The sequence below is a fragment of the Pseudomonas yamanorum genome, assembly GCF_900105735.1.
Classification (GTDB): domain Bacteria; phylum Pseudomonadota; class Gammaproteobacteria; order Pseudomonadales; family Pseudomonadaceae; genus Aquipseudomonas; species Aquipseudomonas yamanorum.
Genome location: NZ_LT629793.1, coordinates 6,018,123 through 6,033,451 on the forward strand (window position 1 = coordinate 6,018,123; position 15,329 = coordinate 6,033,451).

Consider the following 15,329-nt stretch of genomic DNA (forward strand, 5'->3'; position numbering starts at 1 on the left):
GCTCAAAAACCCTGCTGCTGTTGGCACTGGTGGTTGCCTTGGTCGGCGTGCCCAAGGCGGTGAACTACCTGATCAATAACGTCGATGCCGAAAGTTTCAGCCAGTCCGATGAGCGCATGCCGTCCCTCGACGGCGCGGTGGCCTGGCTCAACTCGCCACCGCTGACGGTCGAGGGCCTGAAGGGCAAGGTGGTGCTGGTGGATTTCTGGACCTACGACTGCGTCAACTGCCAGCGCAGCCTGCCGTACGTCAATCAGTGGGCGAAGAAGTACGCCAGGGACGGGTTGGTGGTGATCGGTGTGCACACGCCGGAAAACGCCTACGAGAAAGTCCTGGATAACGTACGCAGCCAGGTCAAGAAGCTGGACATCCATTACCCGGTGGCCATCGACAACGACTACCGGATCTGGCGTGCTTTCGATAACCAGTATTGGCCGGCCCATTACTTCTTTGATGCCACCGGTAAAGTCCGCTATAGCCATTTCGGTGAAGGCCGTTATGACAATCAGGAGAAGGTCATACAGGCCTTGCTGGAAGAAGCCCGGGCCGCCGGCTCAACGCAAGGGTAGTTTCCAGCGCTCCCGGTAGAGGTCGTACTGCGCCGCCGGCAGTTGCACCAGCACCGGGTTTTCTCGCGGGTTCAGCCAGGCAAACAACGCTTGGATATTTACCGGCTCCATCGCCGTACAGCCCAATGTCCCCGCACTGACGCTGCGCCAGATATGCAGGAAAATACACGAACCACCGTTGGCCGAAGCCGGTGTGTTGTGTTCGATAAAAATCCCCTGGCGGTACAGCTGATCCTTGCGCAGCATCCGCTCGGAGCTGGTCCAGTCCTTGTTCACCGTCGAGCTGTCCACCAGGGTGTTGTAGTGGCTGGACAGGCTGTCATCTACGCATTCGCGAGTGGCCGTACTGGCGGTATAGGGCAACCGGGTATCGGCGGTGGGGGCGTAGCCAAAGGCGCTGCCGAGTTTGAAGATACCGGCCGGGGCCTTGCCATCGCCTTCATGCTTGAGGGGCTGCTGGTCGGGGGTGGGCGTCGTAAGGCCGGTACCCCACGCCATGCCGTTTTTACCGACCACGATGGCAAAGGGTTCGCCGACTTTCTGAAAGCCTTGCCCATGCCGCTCATAGCGTTGTGCGGTGCCCTGGAGGGCGTTCCAGTCCGGGGTGGTGACCACGATCAGTTGTCGGCTGTCGTCGGGGATTTGCGCGAGCGCCACGTTTGAAAGCAGCGTCAGGAGCGCCGCGCAGGTTTTGATGAGCGTGTTCAACGTCGTTCAGTCCTTGAAAAGAGGGAAACCTCAAACGCTAGTTTTTGCCCCGGGCTTTATCAAGCTGAAGCTGTGTTGCGATGTTACCGCAACGGCTCGATAGGGAAGTCCATCGGCTCGGCCCGCACCGGATTGCGGCTGTAGGTGAAGTGCCACCATTCGCCGGCGTAACCGGTAAAGCCTTCCTTGGCCATTGCCGCGCTCAATCGTTGGCGATTCTGGCGTGCCGCCTGGCTGATGTGGGGGCTGTCGGTATGGGCCATTTCGTCGAAGCAATCAAAACCGGTGCCCATGTCCAGGCCGCCATCGGGCAGGCGTCGACCGTAACCGGCGGTGCAATCCACCGCCGCAGTGTCGGCGCTCCAGGCCTGGGCTGGCAGTGCATCGGGGCCGGTCAGGGTCACGTCGACTGCCGCGCCTCGGGAGTGGTTGGAAACCTTGGCCACATAGCCCAGGCGCCAGAAATCCTGCTTGTTCACTCGGGGATAGAACTCGGCCTTGGCCGGGTCGCCCGGCAGGCTGGCGAAGCGGCCCATGTTCGCCACGGCACGGCTGGGGCGATAGCAGTCGAATACCTTCAAGCCGTAACCCTGCCTGGCCAACTCGGCCTGGACCCGCACCAGGGCCTTTGCCGCGTCGGCAGACAGCACGCATTCGGCAGCGTTGTAGCCGTCCAGTGGCGCACCGGTGAAGTTATGGGGGCTGGCGTAGCGAATGTCCTGCGCGATGCTCGGATCGAGGCTTCGCAGGTAAACCATGTTGGCTGGCATTGGCGTGTCTGCCGCTGCCGGCGCGGCGAGCACCAGGAGGCTAAGGGCGGCAACTGCGGGGAAAGAGTAGGGCATGGGCGGCCGGGCTCGGGCGGTGGCTTAAGCGCGCCACACTAGCAATGCCCGGCCCATGCCGCCAGTGCTAGGGCGTGGCGTTGGGCACAAACGCCACGCTGCCACCGTCACGCTTGTGGAACAACCGTTCGCCATTGTCCGGTTGGGTCGTGATGACCTGATGATCGTTGCCCAGATAGGCCAGCGGCGTCGGGTCATCCTTGGTGTACTGCGCGACAATAATCGTGCGCTTGGGATCAAAGGTGCGGCCGCTGGTTTTTTCCAGCCAGGCCATGAACGCCGCACTGTCGCCCTGGCGTGGAAAATCCTGGGTTTCGGCGACGTAGTAGAACGGCGTCCCGTGGTTTTGCAGGTACATTGGCACCTTGTTGTCGACTTCCACCATCACCATCTGCCACTCGTTCCATGGCGCGCTTTTCACCGCCTGCGCTTGAACGTCATCGGCGAAACGGGTCACGCCGCCGTTGCCATTGGTCCATGGATACACCACCCCGAGGACCAGCAGCATCACGCCGGCGGCGATGCCGAACCCACGGTACCAACCCCGGCCGACCGTGCCTTTGCCGGCGATACGCTCACTGACCCACCACGCCGCCAGCAACTGCGCGAACGGCACCAGCGGCAGCACGTAGTAACTGCGTCGGCTGCCACTGGCGGTGAAGAACACAAACAGCAGGCCCAGGCCCCACACCAGCCAGCGGGTGTTGGGCGGGGTGTCGCGCCAATGCCGCACGGCGAGCCACAGGCCGAGGATCCAGCACGGAGCCCAGGGCAAAGTGTAGACCGGCAGATAGATCAGGTAGGTGTAGATCGGCCCCATATGGTCGAACGGGTCGAAGAAGCGCACCACGTTTTCCCGGAACACCAGTTCCAGGCCACTTTCACCGTAGGTGGGCGCACCGTAGAGGTGGGACAGCACAAACGGAATCCCATAGAACGCCCCGGCGATAACCACGGCCAGCACCAGCCGTAGGTTGAGATGACGCTTGTAGCGCTGTTCGCTGAGCAAGTGCGGCAACAGCACCAGGCCCGGCAGTACAAAGCCGATCAACCCCTTGAACAGCGACGTCGCGGCCAGCAACAGGAAGAACACGGTGTAGCGCCCCAGACGCGTATCGTCCGGCCCGCGCCAATACCACCACACCGCCGCCAGCACGCCGCACACGGTCAGCACGTCCGCCGTGGCGACCCGGGCCCAGAAGATGAAGTAGAAGGTGGTCGCAAGCATCCAGCCGGCAATCAGGCCAGTGCCTTTGCGAAATAGCCGCTCGCCGATCAGGTACACCAGCCAGATGCTCAGCCACGCTGAGATGACCGAAGACAGGCGCAAGGACCACGGCCCCAGCCCCCCCATCAGGTTGGCAAAGCCGGTGATCAGCCAGTACGACGGCAGGGGTTTGTCGTAGTAGGGGGTGCCTTTGAGGTACGGGTCGAAGTAGTCGCCGCTTTGCAGCATCTGCAGGGTGATGTTCGCCCAGCGGGTTTCCGGGCCCCACAGGTCGCGGGCGCCCAGGCCCAACAGCAGGATCGCGGCGGACACGCCAAGGAGCAACAACAGGGCGCCGCGTTCGGTTTTCCAGAAGGTCATGGAGCAGTTCCGATGTGGGATGAGTGTTTAATGGGTCACCCCACATTAGTGCGGCTGTGTTACGGCAATGGCGGGTAGATGATGATCTCCAGGTCACCCTTGTAATAACGCTTGCCCCCCAGCGGCAGCTGGCCGGCTTCGCGCATTTCGCTGGTGCTCCTGACCCGCATCATCACGCCCACCGGGCCTTGCTGGCGCGCCTGCTTGAGCCAGGCTTGAACGCTGTCCAGATCCACCTTGCGGTGCATCGAGTCAGCGTATTGCAGGCCGTAGCGCAGTTCGCCTTCGGTGTTGTAGAGCGTCACTTCGGGCCGGCGCAGGCGCCATGCCAAGGCAGACGCCGACTCCAGTTCGTTGCTCAGCAGCGCATGGGTCTGTTGCAACTCGTCCAGGTGCTGGAGCACGAACTGGTCAGGCATCTGGTTATCTTCGACCACCGCCGGCATGCCGGCGGGCAACAGCGCCACCAGCAGGCCAATGCCCAAGGCCGGCATCGCCCACATCGCCAGCGGGCGGAACGCTTGCAGCAGGTTGGCGAGCATCCAGCCCATCAGCACGATGAACGTCAGGGACAGGTTGAACATCTCGCTGTGGCTGTTGCCGTACAACGGCCTGTCGATTTGCAGGTAGATCAGCGTCACCATTGCCGCGAGGCCGATGCCCAGGTTGAGCAGGCCATTGACGCGCAGCGTGCGGGTGCGGGCGTTGGCCAGCAGGTCGATCAACGCATGGCCCATCAGCAGCGCCATCGGCAGCAGGCACGGCATGATGTAGGTCGGCAACTTGCCGTTGCTCAGGCTGAAAAAGCCCAGGGGCAGCAGTATCCACAGCGCGAGGAAGACGATGGCCGGTTGGCCCTTGTCCTTCCAGGTCTTGCACAGCGTTGCTGGCAGCAGCGCCGCCCACGGCAGGCATGACACCACCATCAGCGGCAGGTAGAACCACCACGGCCGGGCATGTTGGGCGTTGTCGGAGGCAAACCGGCGGATGTGTTCGTGCCAGAAAAAGAAGCGCCAGAAGTCCGGCTCCTGCAGGTGGACCGTCAGTACCCACGGCAGGCATACCACTGCCGCCACCAGAATCGCCAGCGGGCCGTAGCGCAGCAGTTCGCCCAAGCGACGCTGCCAGAGCATGTACGGCAAGGCGATCAGCACCGGCAGCAACCACGCCAGGAAACCCTTGGTCATGAAGCCCATGCCGCAGGCCACACCCAGCAATGCCCAGCTCGCGAGGCGGGCACGTGGGTTGGCGCTGTCGAGGGCGAACCACAGGGCTGCCAGGCTCAGGTTGACCCAGAAGGTGAATTGCGGGTCCAGGTTGGAGTAACCGGCTTGCCCGGCCACCAGGCCGAAGCTCATATAAAGCAGTGCGCAGGCAAAACTCTTGCGCGGGTCGTTCCACAGCCGGCGGGCGATCAGGTAGGCGAGCATGACGCTCAGGCCCGTGGTCAGCGCGGAGGCGATGCGCACACCGAACAGGTTTTCACCCAATATCGCCTGGCCCAGCGCGATCAGCCAGTAGCCGGCGGCAGGTTTTTCGAAATAGCGCACGCCCATGAAGTGCGGGGCCACCCAGTTGCCGCTCATGATCATTTCCTGGCTGATCTGGGCGTAGCGGGTTTCGTCAGGAATCCATAGGCCATGCAGGCCCAGTGGCAGCAGATAGAACATCACGAATGCCAGTAGCAATACGGGCAATGGTTTAAGGCGGGTCATGGCTATTGCACTCTCAAGCAGTATTGACGGTGGATCAGCGCGAGCGCTGGATCAGCCATGCGCGAGGGGTGGAGGATGGTCTTGGTCGGGTAAAAATGCGGCACAGAACGTTATTCCTTAAACAGTCTGTTAGTGAGCGCGGAATTGAATGTCCGTCTGCCCCAGTCAAGCTCGTTAAACGTGTGTCGTCCAATGAGTCATCGAAAGTCATGATCATGCAGTTAACGTCTAAATGATTAGTTAGCTATGAATAGCACCCAAGTAAATACGAATTAAAACCATGAAAGATCTCATGCCTTGGCTGTCTTTTCGCTGAACAAACTTGAATGCTCAATGTAAATAAGTGTTCAAAGTTGCTTTAGAGCGGCGGCCCAGTCTTTGGTGTTCATAATACCCAGCGCCTTAAACTTGCCATTGGGCAGAAGCTTGACGAACAACGCACTGCCGTATTCGGCATGCGCGGCGTGTTCGAAGCCCAGCGCTTCTTCAAAGTCGCTGATACAGGCGCTGTGGGTGATCAGCAACAAGTTGCGATTTGCGAGCTTGTGAGGACGCAGTTCCTCGGCGATGGCGGGGCCGCAGATAGCCAATGGGCCGGGTGACAATTCGGATTTTCCGAACATGAACAGCGAGGTCTGCGCCGTACGCGTGGTGGGGCTGCTCAGTACGTCGGTGTTTTCCATGCCCAGGGTCTGAAAGACCTTGCCGGTGGCGGCGGCAGTGACCGTACCGCTGATGGTCAAGCCGTCAGCGGGGCCCAGGCAGGGGTTGTTGGAGCGGTCGCAGCGTTCTTCATGACGCACCAGCACCACCAGGTCACCGTTGCGCCAGGCTTCTACGGTTCCAGAGGTGAGCAGGCGATGGCCCACGGCCAGGTCCAGGGGCGATCGTGGCCACCAGATAAATGCGACCACTGCCAGGCTGACCACTACAGCGCAGGCCAGACCCAACCATAGTTTGTTCAACTGTTTTACAGATGCCCAGCGTGAGCGGGGCTTACTCAGAGACAGGTCAACCACACTATTCACCATTGGTAACTTCCAGGCGTAATCCGGTAACTGGCAGCGGCAAGTTAGGCAAGCGCCAAGTGAGTAGCGCTGATGCAGGAATATGCAAAAGCGTGTCACAGGGGCGCTGTCTTTTTGCTGAACATACCGATATAAAAATTTGTTCACTTGCACTAACGGGCGTTTGAAAATAACCGGCCTGTTATCTGCTCATGGGCGGCAATTTAAAGTGCGGCAGGTGGCAGCCGAGTGAAATCAATGTGAAAAATTTGCGGCGGTCATGGGGCGCTCCTTTTGCCCAAGGTTGTGACATAAAAATGTGACAACCGTTATTCTCGGCCTCAGTCCAGAGGCAGGTGGGGAAGGGTGATGCTGCAGGTACAAGGGGTGTTTAAAAGCTATGGCACGCCGCAGGGGCCGTTGGCCGTGCTGGCGGGTGTCGACCTGTACCTCGGAGAGCGTAGCAGTCTTGCGCTGATGGGCGAGTCCGGGAGCGGAAAAAGTACCTTGCTCCACCTGGTGGCCGGGCTCGACCAGGTCGACCGTGGCCGCATCCAGGTCGGCGATCAGCGCCTGGACCTGATGAGCGAAGCGCAGTTAGCCCACTGGCGGCGTACCGAGATCGGCCTGGTGTTCCAGCAGTTCAACCTGATCGGCAGCTTGCGGGTGGAAGACAACCTGGCATTCCAGGCACGCCTGGCCGGGCGCCTCGATCCGGCCTGGCAAGCACAGCTGGTGGAACGCCTGGGCCTCGGGGATTTGCTCAAGCGTTATCCCGAACAACTGTCCGGCGGCCAGCAGCAACGGGTGGCGGTGGGGCGAGCCCTGGCGTCGCGGCCTGGCTTGTTGCTGGCGGACGAACCCACCGGAAACCTCGATGAAGCCACCAGCGATGAAGTACTGCAATTGCTGCTGGACCTGCTGCGGGACAGCCCCACCAGTTTGTTGATGGTGACTCACAGTCCGCGCATCGCGACGCGCCTGGACCAGCAGGTGGTATTGCACCGCGGCCAGGTACTCGCAGCGGACGCCCGCTGAAATGCGTGTCTTCTATTGGACACTGCGCGCGCTGCTCAGTCATTGGCGTCGCCACCCCGTGCAGTTCTTCAGCGTACTCACCGGCCTGTGGCTGGCCACTGCGCTGTTGACCGGTGTGCAAGCTCTCAATAGCCAGGCGCGGGACAGCTATGCCCGGGCCAGCCAACTGATCGGCGGTGAACCCCAGGCCAGCCTCAGTGCGCCGGACGGTGCCAGTTTCCCCCAGGCGCTGTTTGCCGAGCTGCGTCGCGCGGGTTGGCCGGTGTCGCCGATGGTGCAGGGCCGCGTGACGCTCAAGGGGCATGAAGACCAGCGCTTGCAAGTGATGGGCATCGACCCGGTGTCGTTGCCCGGCGGTGGTGCGGTGGCCGGCCAGACCCTGGACCGGGCGCAGATGGTCGCCTTCTTCAACCCGCCGGGACGCACCTGGATCGCGCCGCAGACCTTGCAGGCGCTGGGCCTGAAAGAGGGCGACCAGCCGCTGACGGCCGCCGGGCTGGCCCTGCCGCCGCTGCATGTACAACCGGACATGGCCCCCGGCGTATTGCTGACCGATATCGGCTTCGCCCAACCGCTGCTGGACATGCCCCAGCGCCTGTCGCGGTTGCTGCTGGACAAGGCCTTTGCCGCCGCGCATCCCGCCTTGCCGCCGGCACTGGGCGCGCAACTGCAACTCAAGCAGGCCGAGGAAAACAACCTCGCGCGCCTCACTGAAAGCTTCCACCTGAACCTCGATGCGCTGGGCTTTTTGTCCTTCGTGGTGGGTCTGTTTATCGTGCACGCCGCCATCGGCCTGGCCCTGGAACAACGGCGCGGCCTGCTGCGAACCTTGCGTGCGTGCGGGGTGAGCGCGCGAATGCTGATCCTCAGCCTGGCGGTCGAACTGGGTGGCATGGCCGTGCTTGGCGGCCTGGTGGGCGTGGCCAGCGGGTACTTGTTGGCCAGCTTGTTGCTGCCGGACGTGGCCGCCAGTTTGCGCGGCTTGTACGGCGCCGAAGTGCCTGGCCAACTGAGCCTTAGCCCGCTGTGGTGGCTGAGTGGATTGGGCCTGGGTTTACTCGGCGCGTTGCTCGCCGGGGCCAGCAGTTTGTGGCGAGCAGCGCGTTTGCCATTGTTGGCGTTGGCCAAAGCCCAGGCCTGGCATCAGGCCCATGGGCGCTGGCTGCGGCGTCAGGGCTGGGTGGCAGGCGCTGCCTTGCTGATCGCAATCCTGGCCCTGGTGTTTGGCGATAGCCTGGCCAGCGGTTTTGTCTTGATGGCGGCCTTGTTGCTGGGCGCTGCGCTGGGCTTGCCGGTGGTGCTCAATGGCGTGCTCAAAGCGGTGCTGGGGCGCAGCCGTTCGGTGTTGGGGCAATGGTTTCTCGCCGATTGCCGCCAGCAGTTGCCAGCCCTGAGCCTGGCGCTGATGGCCTTGCTGCTGGCGTTGGCCGCCAATATCGGCGCGGGCTCGATGACCTCGGGCTTTCGCCAGACCTTCAACAACTGGCTGGAACAGCGCCTGACCGCCGAGCTGTACCTCAACCCGCAAAACCCGGCCCAGGCTGACGCGCTGCAAACCTGGCTGGTGCAGCAGCCACTGGTGCAGGCGGTACTGCCCACCTGGCAGGTTGCGGTGCAACTGCAAGGTTGGCCGGCGGACCTGTTCGGCGTGGTCGACGACCCGACTTATCGCCAGCATTGGCCGTTGCTGGAGGCGGCAACGGACCCATGGGGCCAGTTGCTGCAGGACGACGCCCTGATGCTCAGCGAGCAAATGGCACGCAGGCTCAAGGTGCGGCTGGGTGATGTCATCAACATTCCCACCCCTCAAGGTCCATGGTCGCCCAAGGTGGTGGGGATTTACGCCGATTACGGCAACCCCAAGGGCCATCTGCTGGTGAACGCGCGGCACCTGTTGCAGCACTGGCCAGGATTATCACCGGCACGTTTCAACCTGCGAGTACTGCCTGGCAATGTACCGCCACTGGTGCGTGAAGTGCAGAACCGGTTCGCCCTGGAAGACAGCCGCATCGTCGACCAGCAGCAGCTCAAGGGCTGGTCGAGCCAGGTCTTCGAACGGACTTTTGCCGCCACCGCCGCCCTCAACAGCCTGACCCTGGGGGTGGCCGGCGTGGCGCTGTTCATCAGCCTGCTGACCCAGAGCCAAAGCCGGCTTGGCCAGTTGGCGCCGTTGTGGGCGCTGGGCGTCACACGCCGCCAATTGATGCTGCTCAACCTCGGCCAAACCTGGCTGCTGGCGGTGCTGACCCTGGTGCTGGCGTTGCCCTTGGGGTTGTTGCTGGCGTGGTGCCTGGATGTGGTGATCAACGTCCAGGCCTTTGGCTGGCGCCTGCCGTTGCAGGTATTCCCGTGGCAACTGGCGCAACTGCTGGGCCTGGCGATGTTGGCCACCTTGCTGGCTTCGGCGTGGCCGCTGTGGCAGTTGTACCGCAGTCGCCCGGCGGATTTGCTGAGGACCTTTGCCAATGAAGATTAAGTACCTGCTATGGGCAACCTTCCTGCTGCTCGGCGCCTGCGACAAACCGCCAGCGTCTGAAGAAAGCTTCGCCGGGCTGGGCAGCCAGGCGGCGGACTTTGCCCAGGTGGTGCCCGGCAAAGTCTTCAGCTTTCCCGAGGACCACGGCCCCCATGACGGCTATCGCATTGAATGGTGGTACCTCACCGCTAACCTCAAGGACGCCGAGGGCAATGCCTACGGCGTGCAATGGACGCTGTTTCGCAACGCCCTCAAGGCCGGGCCGACGCAACCGGGCTGGCACGACTCGACGGTCTGGCTCGGCCACGCCGCCGTCACTTCGGCCACTCACCACTACGCTGCCGAACGCTATGCCCGTGGCGGCGTGGGGCAGGCGGGGGCCCAGGCGGTGCCGTTCAATGCCTGGATCGATGACTGGAACTTCGCCACCCGCCCTGGTGCAACCAGCCCCTTGGCGGACATGCAGTTGAAGGCCGCCGGCGAGCATTTCAATTACGACCTGCACCTGACCTCCAGCCGTCCATTGGTGCTCCAGGGCGATAACGGCTACAGCCGAAAATCCGATCAGGGCCAGGCGTCGTACTACTACAGCCAGCCGTTTTTTCAGGCGGATGGCCGCGTGACCATCGACGGCAAACCTTATCAAGTCACCGGCACCGCCTGGCTCGACCGCGAATGGAGCAGCCAGCCCCTGACCGCCAGCCAGACTGGCTGGGACTGGTTCTCCCTGCACCTGGACAGCGGCGAGCAGCTGATGCTGTTTCGGGTGCGGCAGACAGACGGACCGTCCTACCTGACCGGCACCTGGATCGACAAAGAGGGCCACACACAGACCCTGCACAACCAGGATATTCAACTGACGCCGCTGGGCACGACTGCCATTGATGGGCGCAGCATTCCCACCCAGTGGTCATTGAAGATCCCGGGCAAACATCTGGATATCACCACGGAAGCGGTCAACCCGAAAGCCTGGATGAACCTGAGCATTCCTTACTGGGAAGGGCCGGTGAAATTTCAGGGTGGGGTGGGGTACCTGGAGATGACGGGGTATTAATTGTAAGAATCGGCTTACAAAATACTGGACATGTATACAGTAATTAATTAGATTCCATCCCAGGTGACCGGATGTCACCGGTTACCTGAGCTTCAATTTTTTAACTATGGATGGATAAAAAATGAAATCTAAAAAAGCCTTTGTATTGGGCGCGGCCATGATGGCTGCCAGCTTCGTTTCGGCCTTTGCCCTGGCCGAGCAATATCCGTCGCAGAGCAGTGTGCATCTGAGCGAAAAAAGCTTGAGTGCAGCGGTCAAGAGTGCCCTGAAATCCGGTGGCAAGGTGCAGGCCTCCGCGTCTTCGGCGCAGGTGCTGGACAAGCTCAAGGCTGCACAAAAAACCAAGACCCTCGGTGTGCAAAAGAAGGCTGCCAGCGTCGCGAAGCCTTCTGAAAGTGTGCAGATTTCGCCGGTGAGCCGGCTGGTAAAACCGGCCAAGGCGCCTGCTGCCCAGGCCGCGTTTGTACCGCTGTGTGACAGCCTCGATATTAACGTTGGTTACAGCTATGACGGCTTGCAGAGCGGTGAATCAAAGTGCTTCCACTTTAATGTGCCCGCCAAGGCCAAGGTGCAGATCTACCTCGCTGGTCAGCAGCCGGGGACCGAAATGGCCCTGACGCTGTTCCAGGACGACGGGCAGAACAACCTGACGGCACTGATCACTTCTGATAACCCGGGCAACAGCGATGAAGTCATCAGCGGCATGCTTGAAGCCGGGGACTACTACTGGTTCCTGGAGGCCAAGGTTGCCGACGGTTCGGCCTTCGACTTCGGCGCGATCGTCAACACAGCGATTGACGCCTACGAGCCCAACGACACACCGGAAACGGCGTTCGCCTTGCCGGACCGCTTGAACTACCTGACGGGCAACCTCGACAGCCCGGATGACGTTGATTACTTCGACTTCGCCGCCGTACGCGGACAGGGTGTCAGCCTGTTCCTCGGTGATGACGATAAGGGCGTGCGCAATCAGTGGATCTTCGAGTACTTCAACGGCAGCGCCTGGGTCAACATTCCGGGTGGCTCGACGGCGACCTTCCCGAGCCGGGCGCCAGGCTTTGTCTACAAGGCGCGCGTGCGGGCCAACCCCGCTGAGGCGTGGGATGCCAAGTCCGAGTACAAGCTGACGTTCGGTTCGAGTCCGCGCCTGGCGGACTCCGATGCGAGGGGCGGAACGGTGACCCGAATCCCGGTGGGCATCGCACCTCTGGCGACCCAGGTCGGTCGTCTCATGACCTGGAGAACCGAATGGAAAGACAGCACGGGTGCACCGTTGGTGGGGGTCACTTCACAGCTCAAGGTCGACAAGCGGTTTGTTCCGGGTCCGGACTTTAACTGGACGGTATTCTCGGACGTCACCGACAGTGCCGGCAAAACATCCGGAAGCGCGGAGTTGGGCGGTTGTGTGGGTGATTACCGTGCCCAGTACTACGACAGCAGCACGGGCGTGAAGTACCTCTGGGACACCTGGTACAACGTTGGCGGCTGGCGCATCGACCTCAAGGAGTTGCCGAATGTCGGCGTCGGTGGCGATAACGTTCCCTATGTGAGCCTGGGGCATATCTGCAGCCAGGACATCATTGGCCGATAACCGGCGCATAAGAGCCCTCTGAAATGTAAACGCCCCACCTAGGTGGGGCGTTTTTTATTGGCCTTTTTTTGGTTCGGGCGCTTGTGGTTCCCAATGCAGGGTGCCGAACAGGTAGTCCATCAGCGGCAGGACGATATTGAAATTGCGTCCCTGCATGAGTTCGCGGCGGTGATGCAGGGCGTGCAGGTGGTGCATCTGGCGGATCCACGGCAGGCGGGCCACGGGGTGGTTGGGGGGCAGGTGTTCGCAGGCGTGGAAGAATTCATAGAGCAGGTAGCCGAGGATCATGCAGCCGGCGAACAGGCCGGCGACGTTGGGGTTGAGGTGTTTGAGCAGCCACCAGGCGGGGAGGGTAACGGCCAGGCTGTGGAGCAGGATGAGCCAGGCGGGGAACAGGATGACGCGCCAGTCTTGCGGGCTGTCGTAGGTCATGTGGCCTGGGGTGAAGAAGCTGTGGTGGTCGCCGGTGTGGCGGGCGTAGAACAGGCGGGCGAAGGGGTGTTTGTGGTGGCCCAGGTGGCGGTGGACGAGGTAGATGCACAGGTTGAAGAAGATCAGGGTGAAGGGGATGGTCAGCCATTCCAGGGGTTGGATTTGTTGGGTGGTTGACCAGAACAGGGTGATGCAGAGCAGGCCGTAGCCGAGGACGAAACCGGCGTGGAGCCATGGGTTGTAGTGGGGGGTGATGCTTGTGCGGTAGGCGGCGCGGAAGGCCTCGGTGGGGTGGGTCATTGGGGGGCGCTCGGTGTTGTTTTTGTTGGGGGGTGAGCTTAGTTGGGATTGGGGGGATTGCTTGGCTTCGCGGGGGGATTCCTGTGATTCCTGTGTACATATCCATTTCTTCGGTAACGGCCGCTTATGGTTCCGCTCTTACAGCGGGTCACTTTTGGCAAACGCCCGGAATGCCGGCCCAGCCAAAAGTAACCAAAAGGTCTTTGCCCCACCACTCGGTGCCTCGCCTAGGCTCGGCATGCCCGCACTCTGGCCATCGTGGTTGATGGGGCCCGCAGATCAAGATCAAAGGCACGCAGCCTCGCTGGCGCTCGACAGCTGCTACGGGCGGGGTGGCTTTGCTTTTCTGTGGGAGCTGGCTTGCCTGCGATGCAGACAACTCGGTGTATCAGGCAGACCCAGTTGATGCTATCGCAGGCAAGCCAGCTCCCACATTTGACCGTGCCCGCTTTTGATCTTGATTTTGATCTTAGGCGCCCTGTTAAACCACGCTGGCCGCTGTAAGAGCGGAACCATAAGCCGCCGTTACCCAAATAACGGATATACACCCCAAACCCAGCCTACACCTGCGACAACAGCAACCCCTCAAACTCAACCTGAACCCGCGCCTGATCACAATGCGCCACATTAAACCGCATAAAATCCCGCAACCCCGGCTCATACCCAAACAACGCCCCCGGCGCCAATACCATCCCGCGTTTCAACCCGGCTTCCGCCAAGCGCTCACCATTAACCCCCGCCGGCAACCGCGCCCAGATAAACATCCCCCCCTCAAACCCCATCGGCAACTCACACCCACAACGCCGCAGCCACTGTTCAACCCGCCCCCCGGCCTCCAGCAGCCGCTGAACCATGCGCTTGCGATGCCTGGCATACCCGCCCTCACTCAACAGCCGATACACAATCTGCTCAAACAACTCCGACGTAATCCCGCCGCTCATCAACTTCATATTGGTCAAATTCGCCGCCAACTGCGGCGCCGCCACCACATAACTGACCCGCGCATTCGCCGTCAGCACCTTCGAAAACCCCGACAGATACGTCACCTGCTCCAACCCCGCCAACGTCGCCAAACGCGGCGGCGGGTTGGGGTGCAAATCCCCGTAAAGATCATCCTCGACGATATGGCAGCGATACTCCCGGGCCAGCTGCAACAACCGAAACGCCTGGCTCGGACTAAACGAATGCCCGGTCGGGTTATGCAACACACTGGTGGTCAGATACAGACTGGGACGATGCTCCGCCAGCAACTGCTCCAGCGCGACAAAATCAAACCCGTCAGGCCGGCGCGCAATCGTCACCACCTTGACCCCATGCAACGCCAGGTTCGCGTGGAAGTTGAAATAACACGGCGAATCCAGCAGCACCGTGTCCCCAGTACGCGCCAGCAGGCGCATGAGCATGTCCAGGCCTTGCACGGTGTTGGGTGTGGTAATGATCTGCTCTACCGGCACCGACAACCCTTCACCATGGAGCTTCTGCTGCAACGCCTGGCGCAACGGCAGCAGGCCCGCCGGGGTGCCCAGCCCGGCGATGCGCAACGTGGGGGCACGCACGGCGCTGCGCATGGCCTGGCGCAACACGTCGGAATCCAGCCAGTCTTCCGGCAGGTGGCCGCCGCCGGGGCGCAGGTCGCCCTGGGCCATGGCCAGGGGGCGGCGCAGTACGCTGAGCAGGTCCTGGGGCAGCAAGTCGACCCAGGTGCTGGACGACGGCTGCGCCAGGCTGCTGGCGACAAAGTGCCCGCGGCCCTGGCTGGAGGTCAGCAGGTGGCGCCCGCGCAGACGATCCAGCGCTTCATTCACGGTGAACTTTCCGACGCCCAGCAAGGCCCCCAACTCTCGCACCGACGGCAGTTTGCTGCCGGCTGCCAACTCGCCCTGCTCAATTGCATGGGCCAGGGCATCGACAATCTGCTGCACCTTCGGTGCTCGGTCATGAAAGTGAATCGCAGGAATGGGCATCACACTGTCCTTAAGTTTGCCGCCAACTTTACCGGTAAAGTC

The 15,329-nt window shown here is 61.7% G+C and carries 11 protein-coding genes and 1 pseudogene; 5 read left to right on the plus strand and 7 right to left on the minus strand.

Translation table 11 applies throughout. The features are described 5' to 3' along the window. Nucleotides 1-47: 47 nt before the first annotated feature. A pseudogene (locus BLU46_RS28145) lies at nt 48-569 on the plus strand (thioredoxin family protein); the annotation flags it as partial. Here BLU46_RS28145 and BLU46_RS28150 read toward each other — a convergent pair. From BLU46_RS28150 to pmrG, 5 genes are all read right to left on the minus strand, one after another. Further along, nucleotides 555-1,277 carry a L,D-transpeptidase family protein gene (locus BLU46_RS28150; RefSeq protein WP_093208315.1) on the minus strand — a complete coding sequence of 241 codons (723 nt, stop codon included), beginning with the start codon at nt 1,275-1,277 and terminating at the stop codon, nt 555-557. The pseudogene BLU46_RS28145 and the gene BLU46_RS28150 overlap by 15 nt on opposite strands. A gap of 83 nt (nt 1,278-1,360) precedes the next feature. Further along, nucleotides 1,361-2,122 (minus strand): M15 family metallopeptidase, encoded by a 762-nt coding sequence (locus BLU46_RS28155; protein WP_172834555.1) that lies wholly within the window; start codon nt 2,120-2,122, stop codon nt 1,361-1,363. 67 nt (nt 2,123-2,189) lie between these two features. Beyond that, nucleotides 2,190-3,710 (minus strand): ArnT family glycosyltransferase, encoded by a 1,521-nt coding sequence (locus tag BLU46_RS28160; protein ID WP_093208323.1) that lies wholly within the window; start codon nt 3,708-3,710, stop codon nt 2,190-2,192. Between the two features lie 59 nt (nt 3,711-3,769). Further along, a complete protein-coding gene (gene arnT, locus BLU46_RS28165; RefSeq protein WP_063028879.1) occupies nt 3,770-5,425 on the minus strand; it encodes a lipid IV(A) 4-amino-4-deoxy-L-arabinosyltransferase in 1,656 nt (551 codons plus the stop codon). 347 nt (nt 5,426-5,772) lie between these two features. Next, a complete protein-coding gene (pmrG, locus tag BLU46_RS28170) occupies nt 5,773-6,456 on the minus strand; it encodes a lipopolysaccharide core heptose(II)-phosphate phosphatase PmrG (protein ID WP_093208327.1) in 684 nt (227 codons plus the stop codon). Between the two features lie 345 nt (nt 6,457-6,801). Here pmrG and BLU46_RS28175 point away from each other — a divergent pair, with 345 nt between their 5' ends. The 4 genes from BLU46_RS28175 (at nt 6,802) to BLU46_RS28190 (ending at nt 12,591) form a co-directional block, all read left to right on the plus strand. Then, nucleotides 6,802-7,470 (plus strand): ABC transporter ATP-binding protein, encoded by a 669-nt coding sequence (locus tag BLU46_RS28175; RefSeq protein WP_093208331.1) that lies wholly within the window; start codon nt 6,802-6,804, stop codon nt 7,468-7,470. 1 nt (nt 7,471) lies between these two features. Next, nucleotides 7,472-9,946 (plus strand): ABC transporter permease, encoded by a 2,475-nt coding sequence (locus tag BLU46_RS28180; protein WP_093208335.1) that lies wholly within the window; start codon nt 7,472-7,474, stop codon nt 9,944-9,946. Continuing rightward, nucleotides 9,936-11,000 (plus strand): lipocalin-like domain-containing protein, encoded by a 1,065-nt coding sequence (locus BLU46_RS28185; protein ID WP_093208341.1) that lies wholly within the window; start codon nt 9,936-9,938, stop codon nt 10,998-11,000. Before BLU46_RS28180 ends, BLU46_RS28185 begins: the two co-directional genes overlap by 11 nt. 121 nt (nt 11,001-11,121) lie before the next feature. After that, nucleotides 11,122-12,591: a PPC domain-containing protein gene (locus tag BLU46_RS28190; protein ID WP_093208346.1), complete on the plus strand. Its 1,470-nt coding sequence runs from the start codon at nt 11,122-11,124 to the stop codon at nt 12,589-12,591. A 54-nt stretch (nt 12,592-12,645) separates the two neighbouring features. Here the strand turns inward: BLU46_RS28190 and BLU46_RS28195 are convergent, their stop codons facing one another. Both BLU46_RS28195 and BLU46_RS28205 read right to left on the minus strand, forming a co-directional pair. Then, nucleotides 12,646-13,323 (minus strand): sterol desaturase family protein, encoded by a 678-nt coding sequence (locus BLU46_RS28195; protein WP_093208351.1) that lies wholly within the window; start codon nt 13,321-13,323, stop codon nt 12,646-12,648. A 560-nt stretch (nt 13,324-13,883) separates the two neighbouring features. Next, nucleotides 13,884-15,287: an aminotransferase-like domain-containing protein gene (locus BLU46_RS28205; RefSeq protein ID WP_093208355.1), complete on the minus strand. Its 1,404-nt coding sequence runs from the start codon at nt 15,285-15,287 to the stop codon at nt 13,884-13,886. Between the last annotated feature and the right edge of the window lie 42 nt (nt 15,288-15,329).

Coding starts and splice junctions, on each gene's coding strand:
- BLU46_RS28155 (WP_172834555.1), bottom strand. CDS start 2,122: ATGCCCTACTCTTTCCCCGCAGTTGCCGCCCTTAGCCTCCTGGTGCTC.
- BLU46_RS28160 (WP_093208323.1), bottom strand. CDS start 3,710: ATGACCTTCTGGAAAACCGAACGCGGCGCCCTGTTGTTGCTCCTTGGC.
- arnT (WP_063028879.1), bottom strand. CDS start 5,425: ATGACCCGCCTTAAACCATTGCCCGTATTGCTACTGGCATTCGTGATG.
- pmrG (WP_093208327.1), bottom strand. CDS start 6,456: ATGGTGAATAGTGTGGTTGACCTGTCTCTGAGTAAGCCCCGCTCACGC.
- BLU46_RS28175 (WP_093208331.1), top strand. CDS start 6,802: ATGCTGCAGGTACAAGGGGTGTTTAAAAGCTATGGCACGCCGCAGGGG.
- BLU46_RS28180 (WP_093208335.1), top strand. CDS start 7,472: ATGCGTGTCTTCTATTGGACACTGCGCGCGCTGCTCAGTCATTGGCGT.
- BLU46_RS28185 (WP_093208341.1), top strand. CDS start 9,936: ATGAAGATTAAGTACCTGCTATGGGCAACCTTCCTGCTGCTCGGCGCC.
- BLU46_RS28190 (WP_093208346.1), top strand. CDS start 11,122: ATGAAATCTAAAAAAGCCTTTGTATTGGGCGCGGCCATGATGGCTGCC.
- BLU46_RS28195 (WP_093208351.1), bottom strand. CDS start 13,323: ATGACCCACCCCACCGAGGCCTTCCGCGCCGCCTACCGCACAAGCATC.
- BLU46_RS28205 (WP_093208355.1), bottom strand. CDS start 15,287: ATGCCCATTCCTGCGATTCACTTTCATGACCGAGCACCGAAGGTGCAG.